Origin of the sequence: Pseudomonas sp. R28(2017), from assembly GCF_002112505.1 — a bacterium.
Classification (GTDB): Bacteria; Pseudomonadota; Gammaproteobacteria; order Pseudomonadales; family Pseudomonadaceae; genus Aquipseudomonas.
The window spans coordinates 505,346-521,856 of record NZ_NEHW01000003.1 but is presented as its reverse complement, the minus strand read 5'-3'; the positions used below and the strand labels follow the sequence as shown (position 1 = coordinate 521,856).

At 63.3% G+C, this 16,511-nt stretch carries 18 protein-coding genes and 1 tRNA gene; 10 read left to right on the top strand and 9 right to left on the bottom strand.

Annotated features, from left to right (window positions below; all coding sequences use genetic code 11):
- Positions 1 to 8 precede the first annotated feature (8 nt).
- From CAF78_RS07855 to rsd, 4 genes are all read left to right on the top strand, one after another.
- The gene (locus CAF78_RS07855; protein ID WP_085678472.1) at positions 9 to 1,109 is read left to right on the top strand and encodes a uroporphyrinogen-III C-methyltransferase; all 1,101 of its coding nucleotides are present in this window, start codon (positions 9 to 11) and stop codon (positions 1,107 to 1,109) included.
- Positions 1,106 to 2,344, top strand: a complete 1,239-nt coding sequence (locus tag CAF78_RS07850; protein WP_085678475.1) for a heme biosynthesis HemY N-terminal domain-containing protein — start codon at positions 1,106 to 1,108, stop codon at positions 2,342 to 2,344. The genes CAF78_RS07855 and CAF78_RS07850 overlap by 4 nt, the downstream gene beginning before the upstream one ends.
- A gap of 219 nt (positions 2,345 to 2,563) precedes the next feature.
- Positions 2,564 to 3,070 carry a disulfide bond formation protein B gene (locus tag CAF78_RS07845; RefSeq protein WP_085678477.1) on the top strand — a complete coding sequence of 169 codons (507 nt, stop codon included), beginning with the start codon at positions 2,564 to 2,566 and terminating at the stop codon, positions 3,068 to 3,070.
- A 232-nt stretch (positions 3,071 to 3,302) separates the two neighbouring features.
- Positions 3,303 to 3,773 carry a sigma D regulator gene (gene rsd, locus CAF78_RS07840; RefSeq protein ID WP_085678480.1) on the top strand — a complete coding sequence of 157 codons (471 nt, stop codon included), beginning with the start codon at positions 3,303 to 3,305 and terminating at the stop codon, positions 3,771 to 3,773.
- Positions 3,774 to 3,782: 9 nt separating this feature from the next.
- On the opposite strand, the gene CAF78_RS07835 is transcribed toward rsd, so the two are convergent.
- A complete protein-coding gene (locus CAF78_RS07835) occupies positions 3,783 to 4,448 on the bottom strand; it encodes an FKBP-type peptidyl-prolyl cis-trans isomerase (protein ID WP_085678483.1) in 666 nt (221 codons plus the stop codon).
- A gap of 224 nt (positions 4,449 to 4,672) precedes the next feature.
- Between CAF78_RS07835 and CAF78_RS07830 the strand changes: the two genes are divergently transcribed.
- Positions 4,673 to 5,797: an AlgP family protein gene (locus tag CAF78_RS07830; protein WP_085678486.1), complete on the top strand. Its 1,125-nt coding sequence runs from the start codon at positions 4,673 to 4,675 to the stop codon at positions 5,795 to 5,797.
- On the opposite strand, the gene CAF78_RS07825 is transcribed toward CAF78_RS07830, so the two are convergent.
- Entirely contained in the window at positions 5,773 to 6,255 is a 483-nt protein-coding gene (locus CAF78_RS07825; RefSeq protein ID WP_085678489.1) for a TIGR02444 family protein, read from the bottom strand. The two genes, CAF78_RS07830 and CAF78_RS07825, sit on opposite strands and share 25 nt — an antisense overlap.
- A 50-nt stretch (positions 6,256 to 6,305) precedes the next feature.
- On the opposite strand from CAF78_RS07825, the gene CAF78_RS07820 reads away from it, so the two are divergent.
- Both CAF78_RS07820 and CAF78_RS07815 read left to right on the top strand, forming a co-directional pair.
- Positions 6,306 to 8,216: an ATP-binding cassette domain-containing protein gene (locus CAF78_RS07820; RefSeq protein WP_085678492.1), complete on the top strand. Its 1,911-nt coding sequence runs from the start codon at positions 6,306 to 6,308 to the stop codon at positions 8,214 to 8,216.
- Positions 8,217 to 8,368: 152 nt separating this feature from the next.
- Entirely contained in the window at positions 8,369 to 9,001 is a 633-nt protein-coding gene (locus tag CAF78_RS07815) for a LysE family transporter (RefSeq protein WP_079230387.1), read from the top strand.
- Positions 9,002 to 9,031: 30 nt separating this feature from the next.
- Here the strand turns inward: CAF78_RS07815 and CAF78_RS07810 are convergent, their stop codons facing one another.
- Positions 9,032 to 9,784 (bottom strand): slipin family protein, encoded by a 753-nt coding sequence (locus CAF78_RS07810; RefSeq protein WP_085678495.1) that lies wholly within the window; start codon positions 9,782 to 9,784, stop codon positions 9,032 to 9,034.
- Entirely contained in the window at positions 9,784 to 11,136 is a 1,353-nt protein-coding gene (locus tag CAF78_RS07805) for a nodulation protein NfeD (protein ID WP_085678498.1), read from the bottom strand. Before CAF78_RS07805 ends, CAF78_RS07810 begins: the two co-directional genes overlap by 1 nt.
- A gap of 97 nt (positions 11,137 to 11,233) precedes the next feature.
- Between CAF78_RS07805 and CAF78_RS07800 the strand changes: the two genes are divergently transcribed.
- The 3 genes from CAF78_RS07800 to CAF78_RS07790 all read left to right on the top strand — a co-directional run bounded on the left by CAF78_RS07800 (position 11,234) and on the right by CAF78_RS07790 (position 12,704).
- Positions 11,234 to 11,692: an aminoacyl-tRNA deacylase gene (locus CAF78_RS07800; RefSeq protein WP_027916942.1), complete on the top strand. Its 459-nt coding sequence runs from the start codon at positions 11,234 to 11,236 to the stop codon at positions 11,690 to 11,692.
- 61 nt (positions 11,693 to 11,753) lie between these two features.
- Positions 11,754 to 11,996 carry a DUF2789 domain-containing protein gene (locus CAF78_RS07795; RefSeq protein WP_085678501.1) on the top strand — a complete coding sequence of 81 codons (243 nt, stop codon included), beginning with the start codon at positions 11,754 to 11,756 and terminating at the stop codon, positions 11,994 to 11,996.
- Positions 11,997 to 12,065: 69 nt separating this feature from the next.
- Positions 12,066 to 12,704, top strand: coding sequence for an NADH:ubiquinone oxidoreductase subunit N (locus CAF78_RS07790; RefSeq protein WP_085678504.1), 639 nt, complete (start codon positions 12,066 to 12,068; stop codon positions 12,702 to 12,704).
- A 7-nt stretch (positions 12,705 to 12,711) separates the two neighbouring features.
- Here CAF78_RS07790 and CAF78_RS07785 read toward each other — a convergent pair whose 3' ends face one another.
- The 5 genes from CAF78_RS07785 to CAF78_RS07765 form a co-directional block, all read right to left on the bottom strand.
- Positions 12,712 to 13,149, bottom strand: coding sequence for a CBS domain-containing protein (locus CAF78_RS07785; RefSeq protein ID WP_085678506.1), 438 nt, complete (start codon positions 13,147 to 13,149; stop codon positions 12,712 to 12,714).
- 178 nt (positions 13,150 to 13,327) lie between these two features.
- Entirely contained in the window at positions 13,328 to 13,798 is a 471-nt protein-coding gene (locus CAF78_RS07780; RefSeq protein ID WP_143515026.1) for a DUF805 domain-containing protein, read from the bottom strand.
- Positions 13,799 to 13,819: 21 nt separating this feature from the next.
- Positions 13,820 to 14,176 carry a DUF4190 domain-containing protein gene (locus CAF78_RS07775; RefSeq protein WP_085678510.1) on the bottom strand — a complete coding sequence of 119 codons (357 nt, stop codon included), beginning with the start codon at positions 14,174 to 14,176 and terminating at the stop codon, positions 13,820 to 13,822.
- Positions 14,177 to 14,362: 186 nt separating this feature from the next.
- Positions 14,363 to 16,093 (bottom strand): dipeptidase, encoded by a 1,731-nt coding sequence (locus CAF78_RS07770; protein ID WP_085678513.1) that lies wholly within the window; start codon positions 16,091 to 16,093, stop codon positions 14,363 to 14,365.
- A 157-nt stretch (positions 16,094 to 16,250) separates the two neighbouring features.
- Positions 16,251 to 16,327 (bottom strand) — tRNA-Arg (locus CAF78_RS07765).
- Between the last annotated feature and the right edge of the window lie 184 nt (positions 16,328 to 16,511).

Sequence of the window (16,511 nt, the reverse complement as noted above, 5' to 3'; positions counted from 1 at the left end):
ATGGATACGTGAGCGAAACTGTCTTGTCCAACAATGATCAGCCGTCGGCGCAGGAGCCGGCGCAACCCGTCACCGACAAGCCCGTAAAGCGTTCTGGCAGTGGTCTGGCCGTGCTGGCGCTGTTGCTGGGTGCGGCCGGGGTTGCCGTAGGTGGTTGGGGTGTCTGGCAGGTGCGGCAGCTGCAAGGCAGTGAAGTGAACCAGGGCCAGCACCTCGAAGCCCTCAACCAGCGCGCCGCTGCACTGCAGCAGCGTGAACAGCAGATCAGTGCGCAACTGGCCAGCCTGCCGGCGGCCAGCGAGCTGGAAGACCGCCGCCGCCTGGTGGTGCAACTGCAAGGCGACCAGCAGCGTCTGAGCCAGCGCCTGGAAACGGTACTCGGCGAGAGCCGCAAGGAGTGGCGCCTGGCCGAGGCCGAACACCTGTTGCGCCTGGCCACCCTGCGCTTGTCGGCGCTGCAGGACATCACCAGCGCCAAGGCGCTGGTCGAGGGTGCCGACGAAATTCTCCGCGAGCAGAGCGACCCGGGCGCCTTTGCCGCCCGTGAGCAACTGGCGCGCAGCCTGGCCACACTCAACAGCACCCAGCAGCCGGACCGCACCGGCCTGTTCCTCAAGCTCGCCGCCCAGCGTGACCTGGTGCAGCAACTCAGCGCCCAGTCGCCCGAATTCGCCAGCAACGCCGATGCGCTTGGCGCGTTGACGGCCGACGGTGATGGGGCCAGTCGCCTGTCGCAGTGGTGGGCAGAAATCTCCAAGTATTTCCAGATCGACTTCAATGCCGACGACAATGTGCGGCCGTTGCTGGCTGGTCAGCAGCTCAACCAGCTGCGCCTGGCCCTGAGCCTGACCATCGAGCAGGCGCAGTGGGCTGCGCTCAATGGCGAGGCCAAGGTCTACAACCAGGCCCTGGATGATGCACGCAGTGTGCTGCTGGCCAACTTCAACGCCGACAACCCGCAAAGCAAGGCGATGCTCGACAGCCTCAATGCGCTGGCTGAGCAGCCTGTCTCGGTCGTGACGCCCGACCTGAGCGAAAGCCTGGCGGCAGTGCAGGCCTACATCCAGCGCCGCCATCTGCCAGCCGAGGCTGAAGGGGGCAAACCATGAAGCGTGTCTACCTGCTGGCCGTACTGGCGATCGTGATTGCCGCAGCGCTGGGCATTGCGGTGGCCAAGCACAGTGGCTATGTACTGATCGCCTACGGCGGTTTCCGTTACCAGTCCGGATTATGGGCGGCGCTCGCGGCGCTGGCTGGCGTGGTGGTATTGCTGTTGCTGCTGCGTTACCTGGTCGGCCTGGTGCTGGCTTCCAGTGGCGTGGTCAACCCGTGGTCGCGGCGCAACCGCAGCCGGCGCGTGCGGATCGCCATCGAACAGGGCCAGCTGGACCTGGCCGAGGGCCGCTGGGCCAGTGCCCAGCGCCACCTGCATCGTGCGGCCGAGGCTGAACGCCAGCCCCTGCTGTATTACCTCGGCGCCGCCCGCGCCGCCAATGAACAGGGGCGCAAGGAAGACAGCGACAACCTGCTCGAGCGTGCCTTGGAGCGCCAGCCCCAGGCCGAACTGGCCATTGCCCTGACCCATGCGCAATTGCAGATGGACCGCGGCGAACGCGATGCGGCGCTGGAGACCCTGCTGGCCATGCAGGAGCGCCACCCCCATAACACTCAGGTGCTGCGCCTGTTGCAGCGCCTGCACCTGGAGCGTGGCGACTGGCCGGCGCTGATTCGCCTGCTGCCGGACCTGCGCAAGGGCAAGGTGTTGCCGGCCGACGAGCTGGCCGCGCTGGAAAAGCGTGCCTGGGGCCAGAACCTTGGCCTGGCGATCACCCGTGGCGAGGATTCGCAAAGCGCCCGTCAGGCCCTTGAGCGCGCCTGGCAGCAACTGACCGCAGCCCAGCGCCAGGAGCCGCAGCTGGTGCTGGCCTATGCCGAACAGCTGCGCCAGGTCGGTGCCCAGGGCGAAGCCGAACAGGTGCTGCGCACTGCGCTCAAGCGTGAATACGAAAGCCACCTGGCCCGCCTGTATGGCCTGGTACGCGGTGATGACCCGGCGCGTCAGCTGCAAACCGCCGAAGGCTGGCTGAAGGCCCATCCAGAAGACCCGAGCCTGTTGCTCACCCTGGGTCGCCTGAGCCTGCAGAACCGCCTGTGGGGCAAGGCGCGCGACTACCTCGAAAGCAGCCTGCGCATGGAGCGCAACCCGGAAGCCTGTGCCGAACTGGCACGCCTGCTCGCCAGCCTCGGCGAAACCGAACGCAGCAACCAGCTGTTCGAGGAAGGCCTGGGCCTGCTCGATGAACGCCTTCTGGCATTGCCGTTGCCTGAGGGCGTGCGCGCCTGAACGACCCATGAGCCCGCGCCGGTGTGCGGGCTCATGGGGCTGGTAACTTATTCTGCGTTCAAAGTTAGTTCTGCATTCTGTTCTTAAGAAGTTTCCTACAGCTTTGATGGTAACTTCCCTTGCAATACAGCGACTTGTCATTCCTGTAGCGCCTTGAAACAACCCCGGCCTTTCCTCTAACGTTCCAGGCCACTTCCATTTCCCGGGAGCTGTCTGCCCATGTCGCTGGCCAGTTTGCGCACGTTTTTCATTCCGGCATGCCTCGCCTCGCTGGCAGTGCTGGGCGCGTCCTTCTATTTCGAAAGTGCCCTTGGGCTTGTGCCTTGCCCATTATGTTTCAGCCAGCGGGTACTGCTGGGTGTGTATGCGCTGGTGTGCCTGTGTATGGTGCTGCATGCGCCTGGTATTGCCGGGGCCCGGCGTTACGCACGAACGGCGCTGCTGAGTGCGGCCGGCGGTGCCTTGCTGGCGGCGCGGCATGTGTGGTTACAGGGCGCGAGTGATGCCAGCCACCTGTGCCCGTTGCCGATCGGGCGCATGTTCGAACTGTCGTGGCGCGAAGCTGCGCGGCAGCTGTTGCTCGGCGGGCCCGATTGCAGCTCGCTGACCTGGAGCTTTATCGACCTGACCTTGCCGGAATGGAGCCTGCTGGCGTTTCTGCTGCTGGCGGCGCTGCCCTTGAGCTGGCTGCTGGCGTATCGTTTCCGCTCGCTTGGCAATCCTTGACCTGGGGCATGCCGGTGGCCGATAGCGCGACCAATGGTGGTGCATCGGGGTATTAAACACTTGTATGAACTTTGTCTGCTGCGTACCTTGATGCTAAGCACGCGCGGGAATAATCTCCCAGCACGCATACCGAAAACACAACTGCTCGATGCCGTCCTGCTGATGTCACCTTTGTGCTGCACGGTCGTGGTGCGAGGTGCAGCGGCATCTACCCAGAAGGGAAGAGATCGCCATGCTCGATAGTTGTCAGAACGCCCAGGAACGCTGGGGTGGGGTTCACAAGCTGATCGACCGTTGGCTCGAGGAGCGAGAGGAGCTGGTCCAGGCTTTTCGCACCTTGCGCGACGCCAAGCCAGCCTTTGCCGACAAGGACAAGAACCGCGACTTCTGCGCGGTGCTGGTCGACTATGTGTCGGCCTGGCACTTCGAAGTCAGTGAGCAACTGGTCACCGAGGCCAAGGCGTTCGGGGATCAGAAGGCGCTGAAACTGGCCGAAGAGATCAACCCGCGAATCAACGACATTACCCAGATCGCACTGGCTTTCAATGACCACTGCGAGAAGGGCGAATGCAAGGACACCGAGCGCTTCGCCGAGAAGCTGGGCAAGTTGGGCGGCCTGTTGCACGAACGCTTCGAGCTCGAAGACTGCCTGATCGAGGTGCTGCATAACGCGCACAAGGAAGAGGGCGCGGTCGAAGCCTGAAGGTCGGCGTCAGTCGCCGACCGCCAGCAACTCGATATCGAACACCAGCGGTGTGTAGGGCGCGATCAGGTCACCTGCGCCCTCGGCACCGTAGGCCTGTGCCGAGGGAATCACCAGGCGCCAGGTCGAACCCGCCTTCATGTGGGGCAGCGCCACCTGCCACCCTTCGATCACCGAGTCCAGGCTGAACCACTGCGGTTGCTGGTTCTGGTCGAACACCGAGCCATCCGGCAACCTGCCGACATAGCGCACCTGCACCTTGCCGCCGGCTTTGGGCTGCGTGCCATTACCCGCTTTCAGCTCACTGTACAGCACGCCTTCTGGCAGCTCGTGCACGCCGGCGCGGGCCCGCTCGTTGGCCATGAAGCGGGTTTCCACGGCTTGCAGCTTGGTCACTTCGGCTTGTTCGGCGGCGCTGCTGGCCTGCTCTTCGTGCTGTTGCAGAATGGCTTCCATGCGTGCCTTGTCGAGCTTCAGTGGTTGGCCCTGATAGGACTGGCGCAGGCCTTCGACCAGCGCATCCAGTTGCAGGCCGGGCACTTCCTGGCGCAGGCGCTCACCCAGGCTGGCGCCGAGGCTGTAGGCCAGGTCGTGATCATCGGCAGGTGCGGTATCGGTGGCGGCCAGGGCGAATGGCGCCATCAGGTAAAGGCCGAAAACAAGATAACGCGGCATGGGTAACTCCTGCTCGATGAGCAGGGAAGTATGCCAGCGTTGTTGCCTGGACATGTGTAAATATCAGCAACGTTTTGTTAAGCAACTACACTTGCACGGAGCTGCAAGATAACAACTTTGCCCAGGCATGCAACGCGGCGCCATCAATACTGTCAACATGCCCTAGCGGCGGTAGCAGCAGAAGCATAGTATGAGCCGCAATCTCGTCAGCCAGGAGGTAAACCATGTCGGCTAAAAAGAAGCCAGTAAATACGCCGTTACACCTGCTCCAGCAACTTTCGGGCAGCCTGCTCGAACACTTGGAAGAGGCCTGCTCGCAAGCGCTGGCTGATGCGGAGAAATTGCTGGCCAAGTTGGAAAAGCAGCGCGGCAAAGCCCAGGAAAAACTGCACAACGGTCGCCTGAAGTTGCAGGATGCGGCCAAGGCAGGCAAGGCCAAGGCACAGAACAAGGCGCAAAAGGCTATTGGTGAACTTGAAGGATTGCTCGATTCGCTCAAGGAACGTCAGACCCAGACGCGTACTTATATTCAGCAACTCAAGCGTGATGCCCAGGAAAGCCTGAAGCTGGCTCAAGGTGTCGGCAAGGTGCGTGAGGCTGCTGGCAAGGCACTCGACCAGCGTGTCGTGGCTGCCAAGGCCGTGAAACCTGCTGCTGCCAAGGCACCGGCCCGCAGCGCCGCCAAGCCTGCTGCCACCAAGGCGCCGGCCAAACCGGCCGCAACCAAGGCCCCGGCCCGCGCTGCCGCTGCCAAGCCAGCCGCGAAAGCTGCTGCAGCCAAACCAGCCGCGAAACCCGCTGCTGCCAAGGCGCCTGCCAAACCAGCGGCCGCCAAGCCAGCAGCAGCCAAAGCCCCGGCCAGAACCGCCGCTGCCAAACCTGCCGCCAAGTCAGCCGCGAAACCTGCAGCTGCCAAGGCGCCTGCCAAACCTGCAGCAGCCAAAGCCCCGGCCAGAGCCGCCGCCAAGCCTGCCGCCAAGCCTGCCGCCAAGCCTGCCGCCAAGCCAGCCGCCAAGCCAGCCGCGAAGCCTGCAGCTGCCAAGGCGCCTGCCAAACCAGCGGCAGCCAAGCCAGCAGCAGCTAAAGCCCCGGCCAAAACCGCTGCAGCCAAACCCGCCGCCAAGCCAGCGGCGAAACCTGCTGCTGCCAAGGCGCCAGCCAAACCAGCGACTGCCAGGCCTGCCGCAAAACCAGCAGCGAAGGCCCCGGCAAAACCCGTCGCAGCCAAACCTGCCGAAGCCAAACCGGCTACACCCGCCGCCAGTGCGCCTGCGACCAACTCGGCCGCTCCCGCCGCCCCCTCGGCACCCGCCAGCACCCCAGTTCAGGCGCCGTCTTCGGCTTCCTGAAGCGCTGCGGCCGCGACGCGCAAGCTAACCAGCGCGTCGTGGCCACGGGCCTGGGCCGGTGCCAGTCGGTCCAGCCAATCGTCCGTGGGCTCATGCGAGCCTCCGGGCCATTGCTGCGCACAGGTTTGCAGCCGTTGCAGCAACGTCTTCTCCGCTTGTAGCTCCAGACCTTTCAGCTGTTCGCGCAACGCCGCCAGGTGTGGATCGTGCTGCGCGGGCGTGCGCCATTGCTGGCGCAGGCGACGTAACGGCGCCACCACATCGTGTTGCCAGGAGCCGGCAATCGCATGCAGGGCCTGGGCGCGCTCGTCACTGAAGGTGACTGCACGCGCCTGCAGCCAGGTCGCGCACAGCAGCAGGCAGACGTCGCCCTCCATTGCCTGCACCTCCAGGCAAGCCGTTTCGACACCCGGGCGGGCATAGAGCGCCAGGGCGTGATTCCACAGGTCGGTGTACATGATTCCACTCACGCTGTGGGCCGAGGAAGCTGGTAGACTCCGCGACCACTATGATCAGACTATCCAACCTCACTTTACAGCGTGGTCCGCAGCGCTTGCTAGAAGGCGCCGAGATGACCCTGCACGCCGGTCACAAGGCCGGCCTGATCGGTGCCAACGGCGCCGGAAAATCCAGCCTGTTCGCCTTGCTGCGCGGTGAGCTGTCGCCCGATGCCGGCGATTGCCAGCTGCCCGGTGACTGGCGCATCGCCCACATGCGCCAGGAAGTCGATACCCTCGACCGCCTGGCCGTGGACTATGTGCTCGACGGTGACGCTCGCCTGCGCAAGGTCCAGGCCGAGCTGGCCGTGGCCGAGCAGGCCCACGATGGCACCGCCCTGGCGCGCCTGCACAGTGAGCTGGAAGTGGCCGATGGCTACACCGCCGATGCCCGCGCCCGTAAATTGCTGGCTGGCCTGGGGTTCACCAACGAGCAGATGGACCGCCGCGTCGGCGACTTCTCCGGTGGCTGGCGGATGCGCCTGAACCTGGCCCAGGCGCTGATGTGCCCGTCCGACCTGCTGCTGCTCGACGAGCCGACCAACCACCTCGACCTCGACGCGATCCTGTGGCTGGAAGACTGGCTCAAGGGTTACCCGGGCACGCTGTTGCTGATTTCCCACGACCGCGATTTCCTCGATGCCGTGGTCGACCATGTGCTGCACGTCGAGCAGCGCAAGCTCAACCTGTACAAGGGTGGTTACACCGCCTTCGAGCGCACCCGTGCCGAGCGCCTGGCGCAGCAGCAGCAGGCCTACGAGAAGCAGCAGGCGCAGCGCGCGCACATGGAAAAGTACATCGCCCGCTTCAAGGCCCAGGCCACCAAGGCCCGTCAGGCGCAGAGCCGGATCAAGGCCCTGGAGCGCATGGAAGAGCTGTCTGCGGCCCATGTCGATTCACCGTTCGACTTCGTCTTCCGCGAATCGCAGAAGATTTCCAGCCCGCTGCTGAGCCTGTCCGAAGGGCGCCTGGGCTATGGCGACAAGGCGATCCTCGACAAGGTCAAGCTGCAGCTGGTGCCGGGTGCACGCATCGGCCTGCTCGGCCCCAACGGCGCCGGCAAGTCGACCCTGATCAAGAACCTCGCTGGTGAGCTTGAGCCGCTGTCGGGCCGCCTGGTACGTGGCGAGAACCTCGCCGTCGGCTACTTCGCCCAGCACCAGCTCGACTCGCTGGACGACAAGGCCAGCCCGCTCTTGCACCTGCAGCGCATCGCGCCGACCGAGCGTGAGCAGACCCTGCGCGATTTCCTGGGCGGTTTCGATTTCCACGGTGACCGTGTCGACGAGCCGGTGGTGAACTTCTCCGGTGGCGAGAAGGCCCGCCTGGCTCTGGCGCTGATCGCCTGGGAGCGGCCGAACCTGCTGCTGCTCGACGAACCCACCAACCACCTCGACCTGGAAATGCGCCTGGCGCTGACCATGGCCCTGCAGGAGTTTGCCGGTGCCGTGGTGGTGGTTTCCCACGACCGTCACCTGCTCAAGAGCACCACCGACGACTTCCTGCTGGTGGCCGATGGCAAGGTCGAGCCTTTCGATGGCGACCTCGACGACTACAGCCGCTGGCTGGTCGAGTACCGCCAGCGCAGTGCGCCAACCAGCAATGCGCCGGCCAACCCGGACAAGACCGACAAGAAGGCCCAGCGCCAGGCTGCAGCGGCCCTGCGCCAGCAGTTGGCACCGCACAAGAAGGCGGCCGACAAGCTGGAGAGCGAGCTCAACCAGGTGCATGCGCAGCTGGCCGAGGTCGAGACCGCGCTGGGTGATGGTGGTGTGTACGAAGCGGCGCGCAAGGATGAGTTGCGCGATCTGCTGGCGCGGCAGACCAAGTTGAAGCAGCGCGAGGGTGAGTTGGAAGAGGCCTGGATGGAAGCCTTGGAAACCCTTGAAAGCATGCAGGCTGAGCTTGAGGCGTTGTCCTGATCGCTTGCTGTTGCCTGCACTGACCTCTTCGCGGGCAAGCCCGCTCCCACAGGGGCCAGTGCAGGCGACGGAAATCCCGCAAAATTTACTGGTTATTTTTTCGCCAACCCCTTAGCTTAATGTTTTGCAACAATTGTTGAGCGAGGTGTGTGATGTCGATGGAAGTGTGGTTGGGCTTCTTTGCCGCGTGCTGGGTGATCAGCCTGTCGCCGGGTGCCGGGGCGATTGCCTCGATGTCCAGCGGGCTGCAGTACGGTTTCTGGCGGGGATACTGGAATGCCCTGGGCCTGCAACTGGGCCTGATCGTGCAGATCGCCATCATCGCTGCCGGTGTCGGCGCCATCCTGGCCGCTTCCGCCACCGCCTTCCAGGTCATCAAGTGGTTCGGTGTGGCCTATCTGGTCTACCTGGCCTACAAGCAATGGCGTGCCCTGCCGATGGACATGGCCGACGAGTCCGGCGTGCGCCCGATCGGCAAACCGTTGAGCCTGGTGTTCCGCGGTTTCCTGGTCAACGTCAGCAACCCCAAGGCACTGGTGTTCATGCTCGCCGTGCTGCCGCAGTTCCTCAACCCGCATGCGCCGCTGCTGCCGCAGTACATCGCGATCACCGTGACCATGATCAGCGTCGACATGCTGGTGATGGCGGGTTACACCGGGCTGGCTTCGCGGGTGCTGCGCCTGCTGCGCACGCCCAAGCAGCAGAAGCGCCTGAACCGTACCTTTGCCGGGTTGTTCATCGGCGCGGCCACCTTCCTCGCCACCCTGCGTCGGGCGCCTATCTGATCGCAAGCCGGGGCTGCCCTGCAGCCCCGGTCATTTCTGCTTGTCCACCAACCCCTTGAGCAAGTCGACCGGCAACGGAAAGACAATGGTCGAACTCTTGTCCCCGGCAATCGCCCCCAATGTCTGCATGTAACGCAACTGCATGGCCCCCGGCTCCTTGCTGAGCATCTGCGCGGCCTGCATCAGCTTTTCCGACGCCTGCAATTCACCTTCGGCGTGAATCACCTTGGCCCGCCGCTCGCGTTCGGCTTCTGCCTGGCGGGCGATGGCGCGGACCATCGATTCGTTGAGGTCGACATGCTTGATCTCGACGTTGGCCACCTTGATGCCCCAGGCGTCGGTCTGGGCGTCCAGCACCTGGCGGATGTCCAGGTTCAACTGTTCGCGCTCGGCCAGCAGCTCGTCCAGCTCGTGTTTGCCCAGCACTGCACGCAAGGTGGTCTGCGCCAGCTGGCTGGTGGCGACGAGGAAGTCCTCGACCTGGATGATCGCCTTCTGCGGGTCGAGCACGCGGAAATACACCACCGCATTGACCTTCACCGACACGTTGTCGCGGGTGATCACATCCTGTGGCGGCACATCCAGCACCACGGTGCGCAGGTCGACCCGGACCATCTGCTGGATCACCGGAATCAGCAGGATCAGCCCCGGGCCCTTGACCTGCCAGAAGCGCCCCAGCTGGAACACCACGCCGCGCTCGTACTCGCGCAGGATGCGAAATGCCGACAGCAACAGCATCGCCAGCACGATCAGCACCGCGCCAAAACCCACTTGCATGAACATCATCCGTCTCCTTGCGCCGCCGGCGCGGCGGCGCTCACTTCCAGCATCACGCCATGGCGCGCCGTGACCCGAACGTTCTGCCCGGGTTGCAGTGGCGTTGTGCACTGGACTTGCCATTGTTCGCCCTGGGCCTGTACCGAACCACAGAACGGGTTGTCCGCCAGCACCTGGGTGACCGTCACCAGGCTGCCGACCAGGCCGGCGTCACCGCTGACCAGAGCCCGCCGCCGCGCCTTGATGGCCATGCCCAGCACACCGCCGATCAACAGCGCCGAGAGCACGGCGAGCGTGCCGATCAGCGTTAGCGGGATACCAAAGCCCGGTGCGTCGGTGTCGATCAGGATCACGGCGCCGACCACGAAGGCCACGATACCGCCGAACCCGACCACGCCGAAGCTGGGCAGAAACGCCTCGGCGATCATGAAGGCGATGCCGAGCAGGATCAGCGCCACGCCGGCGAAGCTCACCGGCAGCAACTGCAGGGCGTACAGCGCCAGCAACAGGCAGATGCCGCCGACCACGCCGCCCAGCGCCGAGCCGGGGTTCATGAACTCGAACAGCAGGCCGTACACCCCGATCATGATCAGGATCAGCGCCACGCTGGGGTTGGTAATGACGGCCAGCAGGCGCGTGCGCCAGTCCGGCAGGTGCTCGATCAGGGCTGCGTCCCGTGCTTGCAGCAGCCGCGGTTGGCCGGCGGCGACCAAGGTCTTGCCGTCGAGTTGGCGCAGCAGGTCGGGCAGGTCGTTGGCGACCTGGTCGATCACTTTCAGGCGCAGCGCTTCGCTGGCAGGCAAGCTGACTGCCTCACGCACTGCCTGTTCCGCCCAGTCGGCATTGCGCCCGCGTAGTTGGGCCAGGCCTCGGATGTACGCGGTGGCATCGTTGACCTGTTTGCGCGCCAGGGTCTGTTCCTCGTCGCTCGGCTTGGCCTTGTCGCCCTTTGGTGTACCGGGCAGGCCACCGATCTGCACGGGCGTGGCGGCGCCGAGGTTGGTCCCCGGGGCCATGGCGGCGACGTGGCTGGCATACAGGATATAGGTGCCGGCGCTGGCGGCACGGGCGCCGCTGGGGGCAACGAAACTGACGACCGGCACCGGGCTGGCGAGGATCGCCTTGATCATCTGGCGCATGGCGCTGTCCAGGCCGCCGGGGGTATCCAGGCGCAGTACCACCAACTGGGCACCCTGGGCATTGGCCTGTTCGAGGTTGCGCAGCAGGTAGTCGGCACTGGCCGGGCCGATGGCGTCATCGATGCCCAGTACCCAGACGTTGCCGGGCGCCGCCTGGCCGCCCTGGGCAAGGCCGAGCAGCAGCAACAGCAGCAGGCAGCGGCAACATCGAGTGATCACCTGTCGTCACCTCGTGGACCTCTCTGCTTGAAGTTTAGCCATGCCTGCCAGCCCAAGGCCTAAAATTGGAAATTGGGGGCGAAACCGGAGGTGCATCATGCGTATGGCCAAGACCCTGCAGCAGCGCCTGGACCAGGCCAACTGCGATTACGACATCATTCCCCACCCACACTCGGCCACCAGCCTGGAATCGGCGCGTACGGCCGGGGTACCGGCAGAGCGGGTCGCCAAGTCGGTCATGCTCGACGACCGCCATGGCAACTACATCATGGCCGTGCTACCGGCCAACCGGCACATGGACATGAGCAAGGTGCGCATGTCCGGCGCCTGGCAACTGACCCGCGAAAGCGCCTTGCCGATGCTGTTCGGCGATTGCGAGCGGGGTGCCATCCCGGCGATGGGTGACGCCTATCAGATCAAGATGCTGCTCGATTCGAGTCTTACCCGCCAAGGCGATGTCTACCTGGAGGCGGGTGACCACGATCACCTGATCCACATGAGCATGGAGCAGTACCTCAAACTGGTACCGCAAGCCGAAGTACGCGAGCTGTGCTGATGTTCTCAAGCCAATGCCGGGCCGGCGTCGTGGACGGCCAGCCCGGCACACAGGAGGAACCATGGACGCACCGATCCATCCATTCGCCGAGCTGTTCAAGCAACTGGGCCTGCCCGACGATGCGCAGAGCATCGACCAGTTCATCACCAGCCACTCACCGTTGAAGAACGAGACCAAGCTGGTGGATGCACCGTTCTGGACCGACTCCCAACGCGCCTTCCTGAAGGAAAGCATCATTGAAGATGCCGATTGGGCGGTGCCTTTCGATCAACTCAACGAAGCGCTACGCCGCCCCCGAAAATAAAGTGCCGAGCGGCACCTGACGAGTGATTGGCCGTTGCTATGCTCAGGGAAAACAAGAGGGGATAGCGTGATGAAAGATCCCTACGCACCAGGTTTCTGGTGCTCCGTGACGATCCTGGGCACCCTGACGGCCGGTTACTTTTACGGCATCCGCCACACCCAGCAGATGAACCAGGCGATACAGTTTCTCTACGCTGCCGCCGCCGTCACTGGCGCGGTCGCGCTGGTGGCGCTGACCTGGATTGCCTGGCAGCAGTTGCGCCTGAACAAGCGTGAAGTGATCCAGGGGCGAACATTGCTGACCATCTGGAACACCAAGGTCGCGCTACGCCGCGTCGAGACAGTGTTCGATCGCTATTTCTGGGGCAGCTACTGGCATTCCGGTCGTACCTTCGAAGAGGTGATGGGCGAGCTCAAGGGCACCCCCCTGGAGCAGAGCCTGGATGCCTTGAAGCGCCAGTGCCGGGCGCTCGACCGGGAAATCCACGACCATCACCATCACTGGCTGGCCAATGCCCGCGACCTGTCCAGCGTGGCCACGGCCATGGCCCGCGAGCGTTATCAACTGGACCTGTGCGAGCCGTCGAGCAACGGCCACGGCAATACCGCCGTGCTCAACCGTGACCTGGAGGTATTGGTGTACACCTGGTCGGCGCGCCTGCGCAGCTTCGACCATCAGCTGGACGAGCTGGAGCGCGCCTACCACTGAGGCGCCATCATTCGCCGCGGATGTACTGCTCCAGCTGCTTGATGAGGTTAGCCTGCTCGGCGATGGTTTCCTTGACCAGGTCGCCGATCGACAACAGGCCGAGCAGCTTGCCGTCCTCGACCACAGGAAGGTGGCGCAGATGACGGTCGGTCATCTGCTGCATGCAGTAGTCCAGGTTTTTCTTGGGCCCCACCGTGATCACCGGCGCGCTCATGATCTCGCGCACTGGCGTGGCGGCCGAGGAGCGGCCCTTGAGCACCAGCTTGCGTGCATAGTCCCGTTCACTGACGATGCCTACCACCTGGTCGTTTTCGACCACCGGCAAGGCACCGACGTTTTTCTCCGCCAGCAGTTTCAGGGCGTCGAGCACCGAGTCATCCGGGCCGATGGTGTACACGGTCTGGTGCTGGGACTTGGTCTTGAGGATTTGTTCGACGGTCTTCATACGGGCCTCTGCGGGTGAAAAAGACGAGCTCTCGGAGTAAATAAAGCATCCGGCACGCCGGCCTGCACGGCAATGCAGGAAACGGCATCGAGTCGATTGAAAAACGTCATGGGCCTTCAGCGCCTGCAACAAAAAAGGCAGCCCGCAGGCCGCCTTTGATGTTGCGTTCTCGAACCGCTTACATGCCGGCTTTCGGGTCTGGACCGAAGCGGTTATCACCTTTGGTACCTTCCTGGATCATGAAGATCAGGTTGACGATCGGTACCAATAACCACCAGCCGCTGTGGTCGCTGTCATGCAAGCGGCGCACGCCGACGGCTATGGCAGGCAGCAGCAGCACCAGGCTGTACAAGCCGCTGATGATCTGCGGCGCACCGATCAAGCCTTCGACAAAGCCGATGCAGAACGAGATCAGCGTGCTGACCAGGCAGAACAGCCAGTATTCCTTGCGGCGGGCGCGGCCATTGAACGTCGCATATTTCTTCATCACTTCGAAGAAGACGTTGCCGAAGGTGATCGGTGTGTTGTTGGCAACAGCAGTCGATGCCATGCCGGCACCGCTGGCAACCTGGGTTGCACCGCAGCCCGGACAGCTCAATGCCGACTCATGGATCTGTTTGGCGCAGCCACGGCAGAACACCATGCTCATATGTTTTCCCTCACAGTTTGATTAACTTGCAAATAGTCCGACTAAACAGATCAGCGAGACGCCAGACATGACCACGCCGGCAATGGCCAAGCCATTGCCGGGTTTCTTCTGGCTGATGCTGATGATGCCCATGACCAGGCTGATACTGGCGAATGTGCCTAGGCCGAGCACGGTATCGCGGTCCCATTCGCTGTCATCGAACAGCGAAAGGAGGCAAATGATGCCCAGTATCAGGGACGTGATCCCCAGCCATGGCGATTGGCCGCCACTGGCCTGGGTGTCGGCGGACTTTGCAAATTGCGGGGCGCCACATTGTGGACAGGTGTGTGCCGAATCGTGCAGCTGACGAGCGCAGCCGCGGCAGAAAACCATTGCCATTGCGAGTCCTTCGAGCGTTCCACGAACGCGTCCCTGATAGATGTTCGTTGCCGCTATCGAGAGCGGACGGAGCGGAGGTTAGCAAATATTTCCTTAATGGCAAAATCATGGCGCCAAGAAGTTGCAGATTAAAATCTGCCGACGCAAAAAAGGCGCCCGCAGGCGCCTTGTTTGATCGCAATAGCATCAGAGCTTGGGCATTTGCCCGATCCGCGCCACCATCTCGCTCACGATCTGCAGGTCGAGCATGAACTGTTCCACGGTCTTGAACTCGTTGTCGTTGTGCCCGGTGTACTTCACATCCGGCATGGCCAGGCCGAACTGCACGCCGTTGGGCAGGTCATGCACCGAGGTGGCGCCGGCCGAGGTGCCGAATTCGTGTTTCATGCCCAGGTTCTCGCTGGCCACATCGAGCAGGGCTTTGACCCATTCACCTTCTGGGTTGCGGAACATCGGCTCGTCGAGGCTGTAGTCGAAGGCCACCGAGGTGTGGCTCTGGCGGGTCCATTTGCCGAGCTTGTCGGCCAGCTGGTCCTTGAGCGTGGCCAGCGGCTTGCCTTTGGGGATGCGCAGGTTCACGGCCAGCTTCAGGCCCTTGTCATCCACGCCCACGAACGTCAGCGAGGTCGTCAGTGGGCCCATGAAGGTGTCTTTGAAGCCGATGCCGAGCTTGTTGCCCAGGTAGTCCAGGCCCCAGTTGTCGGCGGCGTAGCGGGCGGCATCGGTGAAGTGGTTGTGCTTGAGCGGCACCTGCTGGCCCAGGCCATTGAGGAAATCGAGCATGCGTGCCACCGGGTTGACGCCCGACTCTGGCTCTGAAGAGTGGGCAGAAACGCCAGTCACGGTGAGCAGCACGTTCTTGCCATCGGCCTTGGCATCGATGCTGAAGTCGCCGCCATTGCGCTTCACATAGTCGGCGCCGGCGTTCTTCAGGCGCTCGGCCAAGGCTTGCGGGTTTTCGCCAACCAAGGTCGCCACCGACGTGGTCGGAATCTGGTTGGTCGCCAGGCCACCGGTCAGGTTGATGATTTCCGCACCCTGGCCCGTGGCCGGGCGTTTGCTGAAACTGGCCATGACGGTGCCGTAGCCTTTTTCGGCGATCACCACCGGGTAGCCGCCATCGAGTGCCAGGTTGTAGTCGGGCGTAGGGTTGCGCTCGAAGTAGTAGGGGATGGCGTCGCCGCTGGTTTCTTCGGTGGTGTCGATCAGCAGCTTGAATTGCCGGGCCAGCGGCAGCTTCTCATCCTTGGCCACTTTCAATGCATACATCGCCACGATGATGCCGTTCTTGTCATCCTCGGTGCCGCGGCCGTACATGCGGTCGCCGACCAGGGTGACCTTGAACGGGTCGAGGCGGGTGCCGTCGGCCAGTTTCCAGTTGTCCGGGTTGACCGGCACCACGTCGGCGTGGGCGTGAATGCCGACCACTTCCTTGCCTTCGCCCAGCGAGATCTCGTAGACGCGGTTGTCGACGTTGCGGAAGGCCAGGCCAAAGCTTTCGGCCAGGGCTTTGATCTTGTCGGCGATCTTCAGGAACTCGGGGTTCTCGTGCTGGGGTACGCCATCGACGCTGAAGGTGGGGATAGCGACCAGCTCGCGCAGGTTTTCCGTGGCGGCCTTGGCGTACTTGATGCGGGTGTACAGGCCGAGCAGGCGGTTGATCTCGTTCTGCTGCTCGGCGGTGAGCGAGTTGCCGGCCAGGTAGGCATCGAGGGTAGCCGCGAGGTTGTCGGCCTTGGCCAGGTCGCTGCCTTTGAGTTTACCGAGGAATTGCTTGAAGTCGGCCGGGTTGCTGCCGTCGAAGGCTTTGACGATGGCGGCGGACTGTTGCTGGGTCAGGTTGGCCTGGGCCGGTTGGGTGAACAGGCCGATGCTGGCCAGCAGCAGGGCGGTGGAGGTGAGCTTTTTCAGGTGCATGAGCACGCATTCCTTCGCGAATCATTGTTGTGGGATACCCGTCGGGAACGGGAAGGGACCCACGCTAACACCAATGACCCATGGCACGGGAGTGCCAGAAGCGCGACATGTCGCACAAATGAAAAAGCCCCGGGAGTGATCCCAGGGCTTTCTGATATGGCGCACTCGGCGGGATTCGAACCCACGACCCCTGCCTTCGGAGGGCAGTACTCTATCCAGCTGAGCTACGAGTGCAACGCGCACGCATGATACCCATCTGATTCGGCGGCGTCCATCGCCTTGATCTATGGCTGTTTTTCCCCTGTGGTCGGTTATGGGCAAGAAAAATCCATCTATCCATATGCGATATCAGTATTTCCTTATCCGTTCTTATGCCCTCTATGATCTGGTCACAACTTGTTATAACAAGTCATCGATC

What these genes read in the sequence shown, in the direction of transcription:
- CAF78_RS07830 (WP_085678486.1), top strand. Translation starts at nt 4,673, where the DNA reads ATGTCGGCTAAAAAGAAGCCAGTAAATACGCCGTTACACCTGCTCCAG.
- CAF78_RS07850 (WP_085678475.1), top strand. Translation starts at nt 1,106, where the DNA reads ATGAAGCGTGTCTACCTGCTGGCCGTACTGGCGATCGTGATTGCCGCA.
- CAF78_RS07775 (WP_085678510.1), bottom strand. Translation starts at nt 14,176, where the DNA reads ATGGCAATGGTTTTCTGCCGCGGCTGCGCTCGTCAGCTGCACGATTCG.
- CAF78_RS07815 (WP_079230387.1), top strand. Translation starts at nt 8,369, where the DNA reads ATGTCGATGGAAGTGTGGTTGGGCTTCTTTGCCGCGTGCTGGGTGATC.
- CAF78_RS07770 (WP_085678513.1), bottom strand. Translation starts at nt 16,093, where the DNA reads ATGCACCTGAAAAAGCTCACCTCCACCGCCCTGCTGCTGGCCAGCATC.
- CAF78_RS07790 (WP_085678504.1), top strand. Translation starts at nt 12,066, where the DNA reads ATGAAAGATCCCTACGCACCAGGTTTCTGGTGCTCCGTGACGATCCTG.
- CAF78_RS07810 (WP_085678495.1), bottom strand. Translation starts at nt 9,784, where the DNA reads ATGTTCATGCAAGTGGGTTTTGGCGCGGTGCTGATCGTGCTGGCGATG.
- CAF78_RS07785 (WP_085678506.1), bottom strand. Translation starts at nt 13,149, where the DNA reads ATGAAGACCGTCGAACAAATCCTCAAGACCAAGTCCCAGCACCAGACC.
- CAF78_RS07820 (WP_085678492.1), top strand. Translation starts at nt 6,306, where the DNA reads ATGATCAGACTATCCAACCTCACTTTACAGCGTGGTCCGCAGCGCTTG.
- CAF78_RS07825 (WP_085678489.1), bottom strand. Translation starts at nt 6,255, where the DNA reads ATGTACACCGACCTGTGGAATCACGCCCTGGCGCTCTATGCCCGCCCG.
- CAF78_RS07800 (WP_027916942.1), top strand. Translation starts at nt 11,234, where the DNA reads ATGCGTATGGCCAAGACCCTGCAGCAGCGCCTGGACCAGGCCAACTGC.
- CAF78_RS07795 (WP_085678501.1), top strand. Translation starts at nt 11,754, where the DNA reads ATGGACGCACCGATCCATCCATTCGCCGAGCTGTTCAAGCAACTGGGC.
- CAF78_RS07835 (WP_085678483.1), bottom strand. Translation starts at nt 4,448, where the DNA reads ATGCCGCGTTATCTTGTTTTCGGCCTTTACCTGATGGCGCCATTCGCC.
- CAF78_RS07845 (WP_085678477.1), top strand. Translation starts at nt 2,564, where the DNA reads ATGTCGCTGGCCAGTTTGCGCACGTTTTTCATTCCGGCATGCCTCGCC.
- rsd (WP_085678480.1), top strand. Translation starts at nt 3,303, where the DNA reads ATGCTCGATAGTTGTCAGAACGCCCAGGAACGCTGGGGTGGGGTTCAC.
- CAF78_RS07780 (WP_143515026.1), bottom strand. Translation starts at nt 13,798, where the DNA reads ATGAGCATGGTGTTCTGCCGTGGCTGCGCCAAACAGATCCATGAGTCG.